The organism is Pseudomonas sp. PF05 (genome assembly GCF_056521845.1).
Window position 1 is genome coordinate 34186 of the sequence record NZ_JBWLPW010000016.1, and the last position, 18160, is coordinate 52345.

Consider the following 18160-nt stretch of genomic DNA (forward strand, 5'->3'; position numbering starts at 1 on the left):
CGGCCTTACCCAGGAGCACGACATGAAACGTCTAGCGTTGTTTCTCATCACCGCTTGCCTGAGCGTTGGCGCCATGGCCGCCGACGCTATCAAGGGTGAGCGCAAGGAAGTGTTCGGTGATATCACCGTGCACTACAACACCTTCAACTCCACCTTCCTGACACCGGACATCGCCAAGGGCGCCGATCTGATTCGCAGCAAGCAACAAGGTGTGATCAACGTCTCGGTGCTCAAGGATGGCAAACCCTTGATGGCCCAGGTCAGCGGCACTGTGAAAGACCTCACCAGCCAGAGCATCCCGCTGCAATTCAAGCAGGTGACCGAGCAAGGCGCGATCTACTACATCGCCCAGTACCCGGTGCCCCAGCAGGAAACCCGTACCTTCGAGATCAAGGTGCAGACCGGCGACAAGATCAACACCATCAATTTCAACCAGGAACTGTTCCCGGGCCAATGATCAATTTCACCCAACTCGTACTGGCCAGCCACAACGCCGGCAAACTCAAGGAACTGCAAGCCATGCTCGGCGGGTCGGTGCAGCTGCGCTCGATTGGCGAGTTCAGCCAGGTGGAACCGCAAGAGACCGGCCTGTCGTTCGTCGAGAACGCCATTCTCAAGGCCCGCAATGCCGCACGCATCTCGGGCCTGCCGGCGCTGGCCGACGATTCCGGGCTGGCCGTGGACTTCCTCGGCGGCGCGCCCGGCATTTATTCGGCCCGCTATGCCGACGGCAAAGGTGACGCGGCGAACAATGCCAAGCTGCTCGACGCCCTCAAGGACGTGCCCGAAGCCGAGCGCGGCGCGCAGTTCGTTTGTGTGCTGGCCCTGGTACGCCATGCCGATGATCCATTGCCGATCCTCTGCGAAGGCCTGTGGCACGGGCGCATTCTCACCGAAGCCAGCGGCGAGCACGGTTTCGGCTATGACCCGTTGTTCTGGGTGCCGGAACGCAATTGCTCCAGCGCCGAGCTGGGGCCGGTGGAAAAGAACCAACTGAGCCACCGCGCCCGTGCGATGGCCCTGCTGCGTCAACGCCTGGGCCTGCAATGATCGATGACGCTCCCGCACCGCTGATTCATGGCGGTGTACAAACGCCTCGGGCACCACTGCCGGTGCTGCCGCCCCTGGCGTTGTACGTCCACATCCCGTGGTGCGTGCGCAAATGCCCGTATTGCGACTTCAACTCCCACACCGCCAGCCCTCAGCTGCCGGAAGAGGAATATGTCGACGCCTTGCTGGCCGACCTCGAACAGGACTTGCACGCGGTCCATGGTCGCCCGTTGAGCTCGATCTTTTTCGGCGGCGGCACCCCGAGCCTGTTCAGCGCCCGGGCCCTGGGGCGTCTGCTCAAGGGGGTGGAAGCGCGGATACCGTTCGCCCAGGACATTGAAATAACCCTGGAAGCCAACCCCGGCACCTTCGAACAAGAAAAATTCGTCGCTTACCGGGCCTTGGGCATCAATCGCCTGTCCATCGGCATCCAGAGTTTCCAGCAGGCCAAGCTTGAAGCCCTGGGCCGGATCCACAACGGCGACGAGGCGGTGCGCGCCGCCGGCATGGCCCGCCAGGCCGGTTTCGACAATTTCAACCTGGACCTGATGCATGGGTTGCCCGACCAGTCCCTGGAAGACGCCTTGAGCGACCTGCGCCAGGCCATCGCCTTGCAGCCGACGCATTTGTCCTGGTACCAGCTGACGCTGGAGCCGAACACGGTGTTCTGGAACCAGCCGCCGACATTGCCCGAAGACGACACGCTGTGGGACATCCAGGAAGCCGGGCAAGCCTTGCTGGCCGAACACGGCTACGCCCAATACGAGGTTTCGGCCTACGCCCAACCCGGCCGGGCGGCGCGGCATAACCTCAATTACTGGAGCTTCGGCGACTTCATCGGCATCGGTGCCGGCGCCCACGGCAAGCTCAGCCATCCGGACGGGCGCATCGTGCGCACCTGGAAGACCCGCCTGCCCAAGGACTATCTCAACCCGGCCAAAAGCTTCCAGGCCGGCGAGAAAACCCTGGCCAACGAAGAGCTGCCGTTCGAGTTCCTGATGAATGCCCTGCGCCTGACCGCAGGCGTGGAAGCGCGGCTGTACCCGGAGCGCACCGGGCTGCCCCTGCAAAGCCTGGCCGAAGGTCGGCGCGAGGCCGAACAAAGCGGGTTGTTGCAGGTCGAACCGACACGTCTGGCGGCCACCGAGCGCGGACAGCTGTTTCTCAACGACTTGCTGCAGACATTTCTGAGCTGATCAACACAAGGAAATCGAATGGATCTGGTACTCGATCTGCTGGCCACCGTGTCCCGCTGGAGCCGCAGCAACCTGTCGGAAATCTCCCTGGCATTGGTAGGTTGCCTGCTGGTGCTGTTTGGCGCCGACATCAAGGGTTGGGTCGAACAACGCCTGGGCAGCATCGCCGGCGCCTTGCGCGTCCCGCTGATCGCCCTGCTGTGCATGATCGGCAGCGGCGCGGCACTGATCTACGCCACGCCGTGGGTCGTCCGGGGCTTGAGCCAGTTCAACAACTACAGCCTGGCGCCGGTGTTGTTGGTGGTGCTGGTGTTGATCGGCGTAGTCGCGGATCGGCGCTGATCCCACCCACACCACAAAACAAATGTGGGAGCTGAGCTTCTGTGGGAGCAAGGCTTGCCCGCGATAGCAGCGCCTCGGTACCCACTTGAATCCCGAGTTGCCTGCATCGCGAGCAAGCTTTGCTCCCACAAAGCCTTGCTCCCACAGAAGTTCAGCTCCCACATTGGGTATTGGTGATGCTTAAGCCACCTTCTCGAACTTCAAATCCCAAACCCCATGCCCAAGCCGCTCGCCTCGGCGCTCGAACTTGGTGATCGGCCGCTCAGCCGGGCGCGGCACGCACTTGCCGTCTTCGGCCAGGTTGCGGTAGCCCGGGGCGACGTTCATCACTTCCAGCATGTATTCGGCGTAGGGTTCCCAGTCGGTGGCCATGTGCAGCACACCGCCGACCTTCAACTTGCTGCGCACCAGTTCAGCGAACGACGCCTGGACGATACGGCGCTTGTGGTGGCGGCTTTTGTGCCAAGGGTCCGGGAAGAACAACATCAGCCGGTCGAGGCTGTTGTCGGCCACGCAGCGGTTGAGCACTTCGATGGCGTCGCAATCGTAGACCCGCAGGTTGGTCAGCCCTTGGGTCAGCACGCCGTTGAGCAGCGCACCAACGCCGGGACGGTGGACTTCCACACCGATGAAATCCTGCTCCGGTGCAGCGGCGGCCATTTCCAGCAGCGAATGGCCCATGCCGAAGCCGATTTCCAGCGAGCGCGGGGCCGATCGGCCGAAGACCTGGTCAAAGTCCACCGGTGCATCGGCAAGCGGCAGGACAAACAGCGGCGCGCCCTGCTCCAGGCCGCGCTGCTGGCCTTCAGTCATGCGCCCGGCGCGCATCACGAAACTCTTGATGCGGCGGTGCTGGCGCTCTTCGCCTTCTTCCGGCAGGACCGGCGTGTCGTTCGATTCAGTCATCAATGGCTCTTACTTGATCAGACCATCCAGCGGCGAGGAGGCGCTGGCGTAAAGTTTTTTCGGCATGCGGCCGGCCAGGTACGCCAGGCGACCGGCGACGATGGCGTGCTTCATGGCTTCGGCCATGAGGATCGGCTGCTGGGCGTGGGCGATGGCCGAGTTCATCAGCACTGCTTCGCAACCCAGCTCCATGGCGATGGTGGCGTCGGATGCGGTACCGACACCGGCATCCACCAACACCGGGATCTTGGCTTCTTCCAGGATGATCTGCAGGTTGTACGGGTTGCAGATCCCCAGGCCGGTGCCGATCAGGCCGGCCAGCGGCATGACCGCGATGCAGCCGATTTCCGCCAATTGACGGGCAATGATCGGATCATCGCTGGTGTAGACCATCACGTCGAAGCCTTCCTTGACCAGGGTTTCGGCGGCCTTGAGGGTTTCGATCACGTTGGGGAACAGGGTTTTCTGGTCCGCCAGCACTTCCAGCTTCACCAGGTTGTGGCCGTCGAGCAGCTCACGGGCCAGGCGGCAGGTGCGCACGGCCTCGATGGCGTCGAAGCAACCGGCGGTGTTCGGCAGGATGGTGTAGCGATCCGGCGGCAGGATATCCAGCAGGTTCGGTTCGCCCGGGTTCTGGCCGATGTTGGTCCGGCGCACAGCGACGGTCACGATTTCGGCGCCCGAGGCTTCGATGGCCAGGCGGGTTTCTTCCATGTCGCGATATTTGCCGGTGCCTACCAGCAAGCGCGACTGGTAGGTACGACCGGCCAGGACGAAGGGCTTGTCGCTACGAACGATGCTCATGGGAAATCCTCTGTTGGGGTGAGGTTCTTGCGAAATACCGCGAAACCGAGGCGACTAGCCGCCGCCGATGGCGTGGACCACTTCGACGCTGTCGCCATCGTTCAACGTGGTTTCGGTGTGCTGGCTGCGCGGGACGATATCCAGATTGAGCTCCACCGCGACGCGGCGTCCGGTGAGTTCCAGACGGGTCAGCAGGGCCGCAACGGTTTCACCGTCGGGCAGTTCAAGGGGTTCGCCGTTCAACTGAATGCGCATGCCGGATGCCGCCATCATTTTTAGGGGCTGGCATTCTAGCCCGATCAGTCTGGGTGACCCAAGCCATTCGTCATGAAATGGACCGCCCGGTCAGCCCAGCCGCCAGGCGGCAAGCCCCAGGCACAGCCAGCCGATCAGGAACGCCACGCCGCCAAACGGCGTGATGATGCCCAACTTGCTGATACCTGTGAGGGTCAGCAGGTACAGGCTGCCGGAGAACAACAGGATACCGATCACAAATGAAACCCCGGCCCAGGTGACGATGCGGCCGGGAATGTGCGTGGCCAGCAGCGCAACGCCCAGCAACGCCAGGGTGTGCACCAGTTGGTAGGTGACGCCGGTGTGGAAAATCGCCAGGTATTCGGCGCTCAGGCGGCCTTTGAGGCCATGGGCGGCAAATGCCCCCAGTGCCACGCCCGTGAAGCCGAAAAAAGCAGCCAGCATCAGAAAGCTACGCAGCATGAGAACTCCAGTCAGACTCGGTGGACAGGGTCTGTATAATGGCCCGCTCGACGGGTTCGGCCAAGCCATCTCTATGCTGCGTTTATTATTTCGACGATTCCTTAACGCCCTGCTCTGGTTCGCCGTTGGCAGTGTTGTGCTCGTACTGTTGTTTCGGGTGGTGCCGCCGCCGTTCACGGCGCTGATGATCGAGCGCAAGGTTGAATCCTGGTTCGGCGGCGAACCGATCGACCTGCAACGTACCTGGCAGCCTTGGGATCAGATCTCCGATAGCCTGAAAGTGGCGGTGATTGCTGGCGAAGACCAGAAATTCCCCGAGCACTGGGGCTTCGACTTCGGTGCGATCCAGGCTGCGCTTACCCATAACGGACGCGGCGGCTCGATTCGCGGCGCCAGCACCCTCAGCCAGCAAGTGTCCAAGAACCTGTTCCTGTGGCCCGGCCGCAGTTGGCTGCGCAAGGGCCTGGAAGCCTGGTTTACCGCGCTGATCGAAATATTCTGGCCCAAGCAGCGGATCCTCGAGGTGTACCTCAACAGTGTCGAGTGGGATGACGGCGTGTTCGGAGCTGAAGCGGCAGCGCGACATCATTTTCGCGTAGGCGCCGACGCCTTGTCTCGGCAACAGGCCAGCCGTCTGGCGGCGGTATTGCCCAACCCGCGGAAATGGAGCGCCAGCCGGCCGAGCCCTTACGTACTGCGACGGGCGAGCTGGATTCGCCAGCAGATGAGCCAGCTGGGGGGCGACAGTTATTTGCTGGAGCTCAATAATTCGCGGCGAGCACCTTGGGCCCAGTAACCAAGACACTGGAGATCCCTTGTGGGAGAGGGCTTGCTCGCGAATGCGGTGCACCAGATACATTGATGTGCACTGACACACCGCATTCGCGAGCAAGCCCGCTCCCACAGGTGGAGTGTCGGGTCCGACATCGAGCACAAAAAAACGCCCCGATCATCACTGATCGGGGCGTTTTTTCATGGCCGCTATCGCAGTCAGGCAGCGATCGACACCTTGAGCTTGTTCATCGCGCTCTTCTCAAGCTGGCGAATCCGCTCGGCCGACACGTTGTACTTCTGCGCCAGGTCGTGCAGCGTGGCTTTTTCCTCGGCCAGCCAGCGCTGGTAGAGGATATCGCGGCTGCGCTCGTCCAGCACTTCCAGGGCTTCGTGCAGGTTGGTGTTGGAGTTGTCGCTCCAGTCGGCGTCTTCCAGTTGACGCGCCGGGTCGTACCGGTGGTCTTCCAGGTAGTTGGCCGGCGATTGGAAAGCGCTGTCGTCGTCCGCTTCGGCGGCCGGGTCGAAGGCCATGTCATGGCCGGTCAGGCGGCTTTCCATCTCGCGCACCTCCCGAGGCTCTACACCCAGGCTTTCGGCGACACGATGGACTTCTTCGTTGTTCAGCCAGGCCAGGCGTTTCTTCTGGCTGCGCAGGTTGAAGAACAGCTTGCGCTGGGCCTTGGTGGTCGCGACTTTCACGATGCGCCAGTTGCGCAGGATGAACTCGTGGATTTCCGCCTTGATCCAGTGCACCGCAAACGACACCAGGCGCACGCCCATTTCCGGGTTGAAACGCTTGACCGCCTTCATCAGGCCAACGTTGCCTTCCTGGATCAGGTCGGCCTGGGCCAGCCCGTAGCCGGAATAGCTGCGGGCGATATGTACGACAAAACGCAGGTGGGCGAGCACCATCTGCCGAGCCGCCTCAAGATCCTGCTCATAATAGAGACTCTCGGCCAGTTCACGCTCCTGCTCGGGGGTCAGCAGTGGAATGCTGTTGACCGTGTGCACATAGGCCTCCAGGTTCGCACCCGGGACCAGAGCATAAGCAGGTTGCAAAGAAGTGGTCATACGAAAAAACCTCCGACTCACATAACTCGTGCAGTTCAGCACTGCGAAAATTGACCGGAAACCCTAGGACAAGTTCCCACAAAAATTGAAAGGTCAATACACGCAAAAAACACTTATTTTGGCGCAAGCTCACGCAAGTGGCGTGCGACCGCAATCCATGCACCGATATAACCCAACAGCACCGCGCCAAGCAAGAGCGACAGACCATCGGCGACTGGCACGCCGGCGAGCGAGAAATCACTGCCGTACAAACCGGCCAACCTTGTTACCGCGTCGTTCAGCCAATCCAGTCCGAACGCCAATACCCCCCAGGACAGGATCCCGGCACCGAAGCCATACAGCGCGCCCATATAAAGGAAGGGCCTGCGTACATAACTGTCCGTACCACCGACGAGTTTAATCACTTCTATCTCGGTGCGGCGGTTTTCAATATGAAGACGAATGGTATTGCCTATCACCAAAAGTAATGCAGAAACCAGCAGCACCGTCAGACCGAAGACGAACCGGTCGCCGAGCTTGAGGATCGCCGCAAGACGCTCGACCCAGACTAGATCAAGTTGCGCCTGTTGTACCTTCGGCAACTCGGAAAGTCTTTGTCTCAATGCTTCAAGGGTCGGTTTGTCGACCTCGTTCGGCGTCACCAGTACCACGCCCGGTAGCGGGTTCTGCGGCAACTCCTTGAGGGCGTCACCCAGGCCGGACTGCTGCTGGAACTCTTCAAGCGCCTGCTCGCGGCCGATGTACTCGGCTTCGGCCACGCCCGGCATGGCCTTGATCTGCTCGCGCAACGCCTGGCCTTCGCCGGGGCTCGCATCCATCTGCAGGTACAGGGAAATCTGCGCCGCGCGCTGCCAGGAACCGCCCAGGCGCTCCACATTACTTAGCAATAATGACAGGCCCATGGGCAGACTCAGGGCAACCGCCATGACCATGCAGGTAAAGAAGCTGCCGATGGGTTGCTTGCCCAGGCGCCTCAGGCTGTCCAGCAGGCTGGCGCGATGGCTTTCGATCCAGGCGTGCAGCAGCGTAGCGAAGTCCGGGCCGTCGTCATCGTCGCGTTTTTTCTTTTGCGGCTGCGGATCGGAGGCCTTCGGGGCCACGCGTTCGGCCACTTTCGGGCTGCGGGTCGCACTCATACGCCAGCCTCCCCGTCACCAATCAGTCGTCCACGTTGCAACGTGAGCATGCGGTGACGCATACGCGCAATCAATGCCAGGTCGTGACTGGCGATCAGCACGCTGGTACCCAGGCGGTTGATGTCTTCGAATACGCCCATGATTTCCGCCGCCAGTCGCGGGTCGAGATTACCGGTGGGCTCGTCCGCCAGCAGCAACGCCGGGCGATGGACGATGGCGCGGGCGATGCCGACGCGCTGTTGCTGGCCGGTAGACAGGTCGCCCGGGTACAGGTCGGTCTTGTCCGACAGGGCCACGCGCTCCAGGGCCGAATCCACGCGCTTGACGATCTCGGCCTTGGACAGGCCAAGGATCTGCAACGGCAATGCCACGTTGTTGAATACCGTGCGGTCGAACAGCAACTGGTGATTCTGGAACACCACGCCGATCTGCCGTCGCAGGTAGGGGATCTGGGCATTGCTGATGGTGCTCAGGTCCTGGCCGGCCAGCAGCAATTTGCCGGTGGAGGGCCGTTCCATCGCCAACAGCAGGCGCAGCAAGGTACTTTTACCGGCGCCGGAATGGCCGGTGACAAACAGAAACTCGCCCCGACGGACCCGAAAGCTCAGCTCATGCAAGCCGACGTGACCGTTCGGATAGCGTTTACCGACCTGTTCGAAACGAATCATGAATGCTCCCGTTCGGCAAACAGTGCCTGGACAAAGGGCTCGGCTTCAAAGGTGCGCAAGTCGTCGATGCCTTCGCCCACGCCGATATAGCGAATGGGCAGGCCGAACTGCTTGGCCAGGGCGAAAATCACCCCACCTTTGGCGGTGCCGTCGAGCTTGGTCAGGGCCAGCCCGGTCAGTTCGACGGTCTGGTTGAATTGCTTGGCCTGGTTGATGGCGTTCTGGCCGGTACCGGCGTCCAGCACCAGCAGCACTTCGTGGGGGGCGTCGGCGTCGAGCTTGCCGATCACCCGGCGCACCTTCTTCAATTCTTCCATCAGGTTGTCTTTGGTGTGCAGGCGACCGGCTGTGTCGGCGATCAGCACATCGATGCCACGGGCCTTGGCAGCCTGCACGGCGTCGAAGATCACCGAAGCGGAGTCGGCGCCGGTGTGCTGGGCGATCACTGGGATCTTGTTACGCTCGCCCCACACTTGCAGCTGTTCGACCGCGGCGGCGCGGAAGGTGTCGCCCGCGGCCAGCATGACTTTCTTGCCTTCGAGCTGCAGTTTCTTGGCCAGCTTGCCGATGGTAGTGGTCTTGCCTGCGCCGTTGACGCCGACGACCAGGATCACGAACGGCTTGTTCTGCGAGGCGATCACCAGCGGCTTTTCCACCGGCTTGAGCAGGCTGGTCAGCTCGCCTTGCAGGGATTTGTACAGTGCGTCGGCGTCGGTCAGCTGCTTGCGCGCAACCTTCTGGGTCAGGCTCTGGATGATCACCGAGGTGGCCTCGACACCGACATCGGCGGTCAGCAGGCGGGTCTCGATGTCTTCCAGCAACTCGTCGTCGATGACTTTCTTGCCCAGGAACAGGCTGGCCATGCCTTCGCCGATGCTGGCGCTGGTCTTGGACAGGCCCTGCTTGAGGCGGGCGAAGAAGCCGACCTTGTTTTCCTCGGCGCTACGCACGGGCTCGACGGTTTCCAACACAGCGGGTGCCGGCTCGGGTGCGGCAGGCGCAACCACGGGTGCAACGGCGACTGGCGGCTCAATGACTGCTTCGACGACTGGCGCCTCGACAACCTGCGTCGGCGCTGGAATCGGCGGGGTGATATGGGGCGCCGTTTCCTCCACCAACGCGACCGGTTCTTCCGCCACCGGCAAGGTCAACCAGGGGGTTTGCTCGGCGGGCGGGGTCAGCGGCTGCTCGGCCACTGGCTCAGCAACGGTCTGAGGCTCGACCGGTTGCAGCACCGGCTCGGCAATCGGCAGGACGATGGGCGCGGTTTCTTCGGCCACTGCCTCGGCGGGCTCAGGCAGCGGTTGCGGCTGTTCAACGACGGTTTCCTGCGGTTTCTTGCGCAGCCATCCGAACAGGCCTTTCTTCTCGCCAGCCGCAGCTGGGGTCTTCTTGTCGTCGTTGGAACCAAACATGGAGGACGGCTATCTCACGGTAGCGACGCGCCAAAGGGCGCCTCGGTAATAAATATTCAATGCTGAACAGACTGCGTTTCATCCAGCTTGTTCACGCGCAACATTTTGTCGAGACGTCCCAAGGACACCTCAAAGTCGATTTTTTCGAAGGACTGGTACGGCATCATCGGCGAAAACGCCGGGATCAACGGGCAAACCCGACAATTCTCCGGGGAACCCAGACAACCCCGGACCGATAAAAGGCCCGATAGGCGTGGCCGCCAGTAAAACGGACCGTTATCCTAGCACCCTCTCGCCCGCCGACGCTAAGACCTAGCGGGCAACCCAACAGGTTTAAACACGAATGAATGCTCTTGCCCGCCGCGCCGCAGGCCTGCTGCTCAGCACAGTTTGTCTGCCCTTTTCAGCCTTGGCTGCCGACCCACAACCCACCCATGAATTTACCCTCGACAACGGCCTGAAGGTCGTCGTGCGCGAAGACCATCGTGCGCCGGTGGTGGTCTCCCAGGTCTGGTACAAGGTTGGCTCCAGCTACGAAACGCCAGGCCAGACCGGTTTGTCCCACGCTCTGGAACACATGATGTTCAAGGGCAGCGAAAAAGTCGGTCCGGGCGAAGCCTCGCTGATCCTGCGCGACCTCGGTGCCGAAGAGAACGCCTTCACCAGCGATGACTTCACCGCCTATTACCAGGTACTGGCCCGTGACCGCCTGGGCGTGGCCTTCGAACTGGAAGCCGACCGCATGGCCAGCCTGCGCCTGCCGCCGGAGGAGTTCAGCCGCGAGATCGAGGTGATCAAGGAAGAGCGCCGCATGCGCACCGACGACAAGCCCATGTCCAAGGCCTACGAGCGCTTCAAGGCCATGGCTTACCCAGCCAGCGGCTACCACACGCCGACCATCGGCTGGATGGCCGACCTGGACCGGATGACCGTCGAGGAGCTGCGTCACTGGTACGAATCCTGGTACACCCCGAACAACGCGACCCTGGTGGTGGTCGGCGACGTGACGCCGGACGAGGTCAAGTCCCTGGCCCAGCGCTACTTCGGCCCGATTGCCCGGCGTGCGGTGCCGGTCGCGAAAATCCCCCTGGAACTGGCCGAACCCGGCGAGCGCCAGATCACCCTGCATGTGCAGACCCAACTGCCCAGCGTGATGCTGGCCTTCAATGTGCCCAGCATCGCCACCGCCACGGACAAAACGTCGGTCAATGCGCTGCGGCTGATCTCGGCCCTGTTGGACGGCGGCTACAGCGGGCGGATCCCGACCCAGCTGGAGCGCGGCGAAGAGCTGGTGTCCGGCGGCTCGTCGAGCTACGACGCCTACACCCGTGGCGACACGCTGTTCACGTTGTCGGCGACGCCCAACACGCAGAAAAACAAAACCATCGCCCAGGCCGAAGCCGGCCTGTGGCGCTTGCTTGAACAGCTGAAAACCACCGCGCCGACGGCCCAAGAGCTGGAACGCGTGCGCGCCCAGGTCATCGCCGGCCTGGTCTATGAACGCGACTCGATCACCAGCCAGGCCACCGCCATCGGCCAGTTGGAGACCGTCGGTTTGTCCTGGAAGCTGATGGACACCGAGCTCGCTGAACTGCAAAGCGTGACCCCGCAAGATATCCAGAAGGCAGCCCAGCTGTATTTCACCCGCTCGCGCCTGAGCGTTGCGCATGTCCTGCCCGAGGAGAAAGCTCATGAGTGAGCGCAAATCGCGGCGCCCGGTACTGATCGGCCTGGCGCTCATCGTCCTGGCCGGCTCCCTGGCGTTCTATCTGTCGCCGACCACCGACGTCACCGCCAGCCAGGCGTTGGATAACGCCAAGTCCGGCAACAAGCTGCAATCGTTGGCGGAACTGGACGGTAAAGCCCCCAGCCACCGCCAGCTCGACGTGCAGACCTGGAAAACCGCCGACGGCGCCAAGGTGCTGTTCGTCGAAGCCCGGGAATTGCCCATGTTCGACCTGCGCCTGACCTTCGCCGCCGGCAGCAGCCAGGACGGCGACGCTCCCGGTCTCGCGCTGCTGACCAACGCCATGCTCAACGAAGGCGTGGCCGGCAAGGATGTCAGCGCCATTGCCCAAGGCTTCGAAAGCCTTGGTGCCGTCTTCGGCAACGGCGCCTACCGGGACATGGCCGTGGCGTCCCTGCGCAGCCTCAGCGCAGCCGACAAGCGTGAGCCGGCATTGAAGCTGTTCGCCGAAGTTGTCGGCAAACCGACCTTCCCTGCCGACTCCTTCGCCCGCATCAAGAACCAGATGCTCGCCGGTTTCGAGTACCAGAAGCAGAACCCCGGCAAACTGGCCGGCCTGGAACTGATGAAGCGCCTGTACGGCGATCATCCTTATGCCCACTCCAGCGACGGCAGCGCCGAGAGCATTCCACCGATCACCCTGGCCCAGGCCCGGGCTTTCCACGCCAAGGCCTACGCCGCCGGCAATGCAGTGATCGCGCTGGTGGGGGATTTGTCCCGTGCCGAAGCCGAAGCGGTTGCCAACCAGGTATCCGCCGCGCTGCCCAAAGGCCCGGCCCTGGCGAAAACCCCGCCGCCGGTGGAGCCCAAAGCGAGTATTGGCCACATCGAATTTCCGTCCAAGCAGACCAACCTGATGCTCGCGCAACTGGGCATCGACCGAGACGATCCGGACTATGCCGCCGTATCCCTGGGCAACCAGATCCTCGGCGGTGGCGGCTTCGGCACACGACTGATGACCGAGGTGCGGGAAAAGCGCGGCCTGACCTACGGCGTATATTCCGGCTTCACGGCGATGCAAGCCCGCGGCCCGTTCATGATCAACCTGCAGACCCGTGCGCAGATGAGCGAAGGCACCTTGAAACTGGTGCAGGACGTGTTCGCCGACTACCTCAAGAACGGTCCCACCCAGAAAGAACTCGATGACGCCAAGCGTGAGTTGGCCGGCAGTTTCCCGCTGTCCACCGCCAGCAATGCCGACATCGTCGGCCAGCTCGGCGCCATGGGTTTCTATGACTTGCCGCTGAGCTACCTGGAGGACTTCATGCGTCAGTCCCAGGAATTGACAGTCGAGCAGGTCAAGGCCGCGCTGAACAGACACCTGAGCACCGATAAAATGATCATCGTCACCGCTGGCCCGAGCGTGCCGCAAGAGCCGCTGCCGCCCCCCACTGACAAACCTGCCGAGCAGCCGCTCGGGGTTCCGGAGCACTAATGGCCCGCCCATCGAATTCCAGCAAGAAACCCGTGCACAACGGTGTGAACCAGTTGCGCATCATCGGCGGCGAATGGCGCAGCCGGCGCCTGAGCTTCCCGGATGCCCCGGGCCTGCGTCCCACTCCCGACCGCGTGCGCGAAACCTTGTTCAACTGGCTCGCACCCTACGTGGCGGGTGCCCGGGTGCTCGACCCGTTCGCCGGCAGCGGCGCGCTGTTTCTCGAGGCCCTGTCCCGTGGCGCCGCCATGGGCCAGGCGCTGGACGCCAGCAACCTGGCGGTCTCCAGCCTGAAAGAACATTTGGGCACCCTGCGCTGCACCGTCGGCCAAGTGCAGACCGCCGACGCACTGCGCTACCTGGACAGCCAACCGGCAACGCCTTTCGACCTGGTGTTCCTCGACCCGCCTTTCAACCAGAACCTGCTGCCGACGGTTTGCGCCTTGCTCGAGGAACGTCAGTGGCTGGCCGAGGATGCCTGGGTCTACACTGAAAGCGAGACAGCCCCGTCCACCCTGGGCTTGCCGGGCAATTGGCGCTTGCATCGCGAGCAGAAATCCGGACGGGTGTATTACGCGTTGTGGCAGCGTTTGACAAAGGACATGGACTGAACGGCTGGCCAGTGCATCGAGAATAATAATGATGTCCGCCGCATTTGAACGTTTCGTCCCCGCCCCGGGCCTTGGCAACCCGCATTTGCAAACCTTATGGGGCCCATTGTGGCGCCAGACCACTCACCTCGATCGCCAGCGCGAACGCCTGTGGCTGGACGACGGTGATTTCCTCGATCTTGACTGGCATGGCCCCCACAGCGCCGAGGCGCCATTGGTGCTGGTGCTACACGGGCTGACCGGTTCTTCCAACTCGCCTTACGTGGCCGGGCTGCAACACGCCCTTGCTCGCCAGGGTTGGGCCAGTGCGGCCTTGAACTGGCGTGGCTGCTCGGGTGAGCCGAACCTGCTGCCGCGCAGCTACCACTCGGGCGTCAGCGAAGACCTGGCCGCCGCCATCACCCACTTGCGCGCCCGACGGCCCTTGGCGCCGCTGTTTGCGGTGGGTTATTCACTGGGCGGCAATGTGCTGCTCAAGCACCTGGGGGAAACCGGCCGCGACAGCCAGTTGCAAGGGGCCGTGGCGGTCTCGGTGCCGTTTCGCCTCGACCAGTGCGCCGATCGCATCGGCCAGGGCTTTTCCAGGTTCTACCAGGCGCATTTCATGCGTCAGCTTGTGACCTATGTGCGCAACAAGCAACGCCAGTTCCAGCACGACGGACGCCACGAAGGCCTCGCGACCCTCGCGGCGCTTGGCCCGTTGGAAAACATGCGCACCTTCTGGGACTTTGACGGCCGGGTGACGGCGCCGCTGCATGGGTTCTCCGATGCGGCGGACTACTACCGCCGTGCCTCCAGCCGTTATTTCATGGCAGGCATCAGCACGCCGACCCTGGTCATCCAGGCCGCCGACGATCCTTTTGTGTTTCCCCACAGCGTGCCAGAACCGGGCGAATTATCCGCCTCGACCCGAATTGAACTGCACGCCCAGGGCGGGCATGTGGGATTTGTCGACGGAACCCTGCGGCGTCCGGGGTATTACCTGGAGCGGCGGATTCCCGATTGGCTGGCCAGCCTGTAACAGGCCTGTAGGAGCTGACGAGTGCAACGAGGCTGCGATCTTTCCACAATCACTTGAGTCCAAGAGCGAAAGATCAAAATCAAAAGATCGCAGGCTTCGCCAGCTCCTACGGGGATTGCATTCAGTCCCCGACGGCCAATGGCCTTTGGGGATCATTGATCCACTCACTCCACGAGCCGGCGTACAGCCTCCCCAGCGGATACCCTGCCAGGCACAAGGCAAACAGGTTATGACACGCCGTCACGCCGGAGCCGCAATAGGCCACCAGGTCGGTGGGCGAGCGCTCGCCCAGTTTTTCGGCGAAGCGCTGCTTGAGCTGGTCGGCCGGCAAGAAACGGCCATCGGCGCCCAGGTTGTCTGTGAACGCCGCACACCGGGCGCCCGGGATATGCCCGGCCACTGGGTCGATCGGCTCGACTTCACCCTTGAATCGCGGCAACGCCCGGGCATCGAGCAGGGTCATGTCCGATTGGCCGAGGCGCTGTTGCAGCGCTTGGGCACTGACCATCAAGCTCGCATCCGGCGCCCCACTGAAAGTCCCGCGACTGTTCTGCGGCGGATCCAGACTCAAAGGCAAGCCGGCGGCGTGCCAGGCCTTGAGCCCACCGTCGAGGATGTACACGCCATCGCGCTTGCCCAGCCAGGCCAGCAACCACCAGCCCCGCGCGGCATAGGCGCCGGGACCGTCGTCGTACAGCACGACATCGCTATCGTTATCGATCCCCCAGGCCTTGAAGCGCTCGATCAACGCCTCGGGCTCGGGCAGCGGATGACGCCCGGTCACGCCTTTGATCACCGCCCCGCTCAGGTCGCGCTCAAGGTCCGCGAACGACGCATCGGCGATGTGACCCTCGGCATAACTGCGCTGACCGTAATCGGGGTCTTCCAAGGCAAAACGGCAATCGAGGATGACCAGCCCGGGCTGTGATCGCCGCTCTTCGAGGGCTTGAGGGCTGATGAGTTGCGCAATGGGCATGGTGAGCTCCTGTGGCTAAGTCGGGGGGTCGATCCTACTGCCCTTCCTCCAGGGTCTGGGCCAGGGGGACGTAATACTCTTTGAACAATGCATCCACCTCTTCGCGGGCCTGATCGGTCACAAAACCGGCCTCCAACACCAGCACCTGATACACGCCACGCTTGATGGCCTGCTCGCTCAGGTGGCTGAAGTTTTCCCGCGTGGTGCACAGGAACCGCACCCAGGACGTGAGGATGATCCAGGCATTGAGGGTCAGGGACTCGATCTGCACCCGGTCCATCTTCAGGATGCCGGCGGCAACGAAGCCTTCATAAATAGCGGTGCCATGGATCAGGCTGCGCTGGGAAAACCGTCGATAGCGCGCCGCAAGGTCCGGATCGCTGTCGAGCAGATGTTCCAGGTCCCTGTGCAGAAAACGGTAGCGCCACATGGCCGCCAGCAGCTCCTGCAAATAGAAGCGCTTGTCCTCCACCGTGGCCGCACGGCCCTGGGGCGGGCGCAAGAAGCTGTCCACCAGGTTCTCATATTCACTGAACAACACGGCGATGATCGCCTGCTTGTTGGGGAAGTGGTAATAGAGGTTGCCTGGGGACATGTCCATGTGGGCGGCAATGTGGTTGGTGCTGACGCTGCGCTCGCCTTGCTGGTTGAACAGCTCGAGGCTGTTCTGCACGATGCGCTCGCTGGTTTTCATTCGTGGGGCCATGGTTTGGGCTTTAATTCGACGAAGGCATTGATCGGCATCTTACGACCTATCGGTCACAGGAAAAACCCATCGCCGTTACGGATGCCATTGACTTTCTAGAGTATAAGCTCTAGAAAACATCCACTCTAATAATATCCGGTGCCCGACGATGCCTGCCGACGTTGCCTACCTGCACGAGTCTCAACAACAACTGGACGAGCTGCGGTCGCTCTTCGATGCCCAGCGCCAGGCCTACGCCGTCCAGCCGATGCCACCGGCCGAACAACGCCGACAATGGCTCAAGGCACTGCGTGAGGTATTGAGTGACGAACGCCAAGCCTTGATCGAAGCCATCAGCCAGGATTTCAGCCACCGCAGCGCCGACGAAACACTACTGGCCGAGCTGATGCCGAGCCTGCACGGCATCCATTACGCCAGCCGACACCTACGCGGCTGGATGAAACCTTCCCGGCGCAAGGTGGGCATGGCCTTCCAGCCAGCGTCGGCCAAAGTCGTGTACCAGCCGTTGGGCGTGGTCGGGGTCATCGTGCCGTGGAACTACCCGCTGTTCCTGGCCATCGGGCCGCTGACGGGAGCGCTGGCGGCGGGCAACCGGGTGATGCTCAAGCTCAGCGAATCGACACCGGCGACCGGCTTGCTGCTCAAGCGACTGTTGGCCCGGGTCTTTCCCCAGGACCTGGTGTGCGTGGTGCTTGGCGAAGCGGAGGTCGGCATGGCGTTTTCCAAGCTGCCCTTCGATCACCTGTTGTTCACCGGCGCCACCAGCATTGGCAAGCATGTCATGCGCGCCGCTGCCGAAAACCTGACCCCGGTCACCCTCGAGCTGGGTGGAAAGTCGCCGGCCATCGTGTCGACCGATGTGCCGCTCAAGGACGCCGCCGAACGCATCGCTTTCGGCAAGACCCTGAATGCCGGGCAAACCTGCGTCGCCCCGGACTACGTACTGGTACCGCAGAACCGCGTTGGCGAGTTCGTCGAGGCGTATCGCGAGGCGGTTCGCGGGTTTTATCCGACCCTGGCGGACAACCCGGACTACACCGCAATCATCAACGAACGACAGCTGGCGCGGCTCAACGGCTACATCAGCGACGCCACCAGCAAGGGCGCGCTGCTGATCGAACTGTTCGCCCAGGGCCAGGATCGCCGCATGGCCCACAGCCTGCTGCTCAACGTCAGCGATGAAATGACCGTCATGCAGGACGAAATTTTCGGCCCGCTGCTGCCTATCGTGCCCTATGAGCACTTGGACCAGGCGTTTGCCTACATCAATCAGCGACCTCGCCCGCTGGCGCTCTACTACTTCGGCTACAACAAGGCCGAGCAGAATCGCGTGCTCCACGAAACCCATTCCGGCGGCGTCAGCTTGAACGACACGCTGCTGCATGTCGCCCAGGACGACTTGCCATTCGGCGGCATCGGCCCCTCGGGAATGGGGCATTACCACGGGCATGAGGGTTTCCTGACCTTCAGCAAGGCCAAGGGCGTGCTGACCAAACAACGATTCAACGCCGCGAAGCTGATTTATCCCCCGTATGGCAAGCCTTTGCAGAAATTGATCCAGAAGCTGTTTGTCCGCTGACGCGTC

At 62.4% G+C, this 18160-nt stretch carries 20 protein-coding genes; 10 read left to right on the forward strand and 10 right to left on the reverse strand.

The window, feature by feature from the left end; translation table 11 throughout:
* Positions 1 to 22 precede the first annotated feature (22 nt).
* Genes AC09SL_RS23170 through AC09SL_RS23185 form a run of 4 tightly spaced genes read left to right on the forward strand, consistent with a single transcriptional unit; the run spans position 23 to position 2588 of the window.
* Complete coding sequence (locus tag AC09SL_RS23170; protein ID WP_058543290.1) at positions 23 to 457, forward strand: DUF4426 domain-containing protein; 435 nt, start codon at positions 23 to 25, stop codon at positions 455 to 457.
* Positions 454 to 1050, forward strand: coding sequence for an RdgB/HAM1 family non-canonical purine NTP pyrophosphatase (gene rdgB / locus AC09SL_RS23175; RefSeq protein WP_058543289.1), 597 nt, complete (start codon positions 454 to 456; stop codon positions 1048 to 1050). The genes AC09SL_RS23170 and rdgB overlap by 4 nt, the downstream gene beginning before the upstream one ends.
* A complete protein-coding gene (gene hemW / locus AC09SL_RS23180; protein ID WP_058543288.1) occupies positions 1047 to 2246 on the forward strand; it encodes a radical SAM family heme chaperone HemW in 1200 nt (399 codons plus the stop codon). The genes rdgB and hemW overlap by 4 nt, the downstream gene beginning before the upstream one ends.
* An 18-nt stretch (positions 2247 to 2264) precedes the next feature.
* Entirely contained in the window at positions 2265 to 2588 is a 324-nt protein-coding gene (locus AC09SL_RS23185) for a DUF3392 domain-containing protein (protein WP_003177482.1), read from the forward strand.
* A 180-nt stretch (positions 2589 to 2768) separates the two neighbouring features.
* On the opposite strand, the gene trmB is transcribed toward AC09SL_RS23185, so the two are convergent.
* The 4 genes from trmB to AC09SL_RS23205 all read right to left on the reverse strand — a co-directional run bounded on the left by trmB (position 2769) and on the right by AC09SL_RS23205 (position 5015).
* A complete protein-coding gene (gene trmB, locus AC09SL_RS23190; protein WP_058543287.1) occupies positions 2769 to 3494 on the reverse strand; it encodes a tRNA (guanosine(46)-N7)-methyltransferase TrmB in 726 nt (241 codons plus the stop codon).
* Positions 3495 to 3503: 9 nt separating this feature from the next.
* Positions 3504 to 4298, reverse strand: a complete 795-nt coding sequence (locus AC09SL_RS23195) for a thiazole synthase (RefSeq protein WP_003177480.1) — start codon at positions 4296 to 4298, stop codon at positions 3504 to 3506.
* Positions 4299 to 4352: 54 nt separating this feature from the next.
* Positions 4353 to 4553 carry a sulfur carrier protein ThiS gene (gene thiS / locus AC09SL_RS23200; protein WP_058543286.1) on the reverse strand — a complete coding sequence of 67 codons (201 nt, stop codon included), beginning with the start codon at positions 4551 to 4553 and terminating at the stop codon, positions 4353 to 4355.
* 90 nt (positions 4554 to 4643) lie between these two features.
* The gene (locus AC09SL_RS23205; RefSeq protein WP_058543285.1) at positions 4644 to 5015 is read right to left on the reverse strand and encodes a DUF423 domain-containing protein; all 372 of its coding nucleotides are present in this window, start codon (positions 5013 to 5015) and stop codon (positions 4644 to 4646) included.
* Between the two features lie 73 nt (positions 5016 to 5088).
* On the opposite strand from AC09SL_RS23205, the gene mtgA reads away from it, so the two are divergent.
* Positions 5089 to 5811, forward strand: a complete 723-nt coding sequence (mtgA, locus tag AC09SL_RS23210) for a monofunctional biosynthetic peptidoglycan transglycosylase (RefSeq protein WP_058543284.1) — start codon at positions 5089 to 5091, stop codon at positions 5809 to 5811.
* A gap of 194 nt (positions 5812 to 6005) precedes the next feature.
* On the opposite strand, the gene rpoH is transcribed toward mtgA, so the two are convergent.
* From rpoH to ftsY, 4 genes are all read right to left on the reverse strand, one after another.
* Positions 6006 to 6860: an RNA polymerase sigma factor RpoH gene (gene rpoH, locus AC09SL_RS23215; RefSeq protein ID WP_003177476.1), complete on the reverse strand. Its 855-nt coding sequence runs from the start codon at positions 6858 to 6860 to the stop codon at positions 6006 to 6008.
* 113 nt (positions 6861 to 6973) lie between these two features.
* Positions 6974 to 7996, reverse strand: coding sequence for a permease-like cell division protein FtsX (gene ftsX / locus AC09SL_RS23220; RefSeq protein WP_058543283.1), 1023 nt, complete (start codon positions 7994 to 7996; stop codon positions 6974 to 6976).
* On the reverse strand, positions 7993 to 8664 hold the full coding sequence (ftsE, locus tag AC09SL_RS23225) for a cell division ATP-binding protein FtsE (RefSeq protein ID WP_025215982.1): 672 nt from the start codon (positions 8662 to 8664) through the stop codon (positions 7993 to 7995). Before ftsE ends, ftsX begins: the two co-directional genes overlap by 4 nt.
* Complete coding sequence (gene ftsY / locus AC09SL_RS23230; protein WP_058543282.1) at positions 8661 to 10079, reverse strand: signal recognition particle-docking protein FtsY; 1419 nt, start codon at positions 10077 to 10079, stop codon at positions 8661 to 8663. Before ftsY ends, ftsE begins: the two co-directional genes overlap by 4 nt.
* A 343-nt stretch (positions 10080 to 10422) precedes the next feature.
* On the opposite strand from ftsY, the gene AC09SL_RS23235 reads away from it, so the two are divergent.
* Genes AC09SL_RS23235 through AC09SL_RS23250 form a run of 4 tightly spaced genes read left to right on the forward strand, consistent with a single transcriptional unit; the run spans position 10423 to position 14893 of the window.
* Positions 10423 to 11778, forward strand: a complete 1356-nt coding sequence (locus AC09SL_RS23235; protein WP_058543281.1) for a M16 family metallopeptidase — start codon at positions 10423 to 10425, stop codon at positions 11776 to 11778.
* The gene (locus tag AC09SL_RS23240; protein ID WP_058543280.1) at positions 11771 to 13261 is read left to right on the forward strand and encodes a M16 family metallopeptidase; all 1491 of its coding nucleotides are present in this window, start codon (positions 11771 to 11773) and stop codon (positions 13259 to 13261) included. The genes AC09SL_RS23235 and AC09SL_RS23240 overlap by 8 nt, the downstream gene beginning before the upstream one ends.
* A complete protein-coding gene (rsmD, locus tag AC09SL_RS23245) occupies positions 13261 to 13872 on the forward strand; it encodes a 16S rRNA (guanine(966)-N(2))-methyltransferase RsmD (protein WP_064106887.1) in 612 nt (203 codons plus the stop codon). Before AC09SL_RS23240 ends, rsmD begins: the two co-directional genes overlap by 1 nt.
* Positions 13873 to 13900: 28 nt before the next feature.
* Positions 13901 to 14893, forward strand: coding sequence for a hydrolase (locus AC09SL_RS23250; RefSeq protein WP_419555129.1), 993 nt, complete (start codon positions 13901 to 13903; stop codon positions 14891 to 14893).
* Positions 14894 to 15014: 121 nt separating this feature from the next.
* On the opposite strand, the gene AC09SL_RS23255 is transcribed toward AC09SL_RS23250, so the two are convergent.
* A complete protein-coding gene (locus AC09SL_RS23255; RefSeq protein WP_058543279.1) occupies positions 15015 to 15869 on the reverse strand; it encodes a sulfurtransferase in 855 nt (284 codons plus the stop codon).
* A 34-nt stretch (positions 15870 to 15903) separates the two neighbouring features.
* Positions 15904 to 16575 (reverse strand): TetR/AcrR family transcriptional regulator, encoded by a 672-nt coding sequence (locus AC09SL_RS23260; protein WP_003206524.1) that lies wholly within the window; start codon positions 16573 to 16575, stop codon positions 15904 to 15906.
* Positions 16576 to 16723: 148 nt separating this feature from the next.
* On the opposite strand from AC09SL_RS23260, the gene AC09SL_RS23265 reads away from it, so the two are divergent.
* On the forward strand, positions 16724 to 18154 hold the full coding sequence (locus tag AC09SL_RS23265) for a coniferyl aldehyde dehydrogenase (protein ID WP_058543278.1): 1431 nt from the start codon (positions 16724 to 16726) through the stop codon (positions 18152 to 18154).
* Positions 18155 to 18160 lie beyond the last annotated feature (6 nt).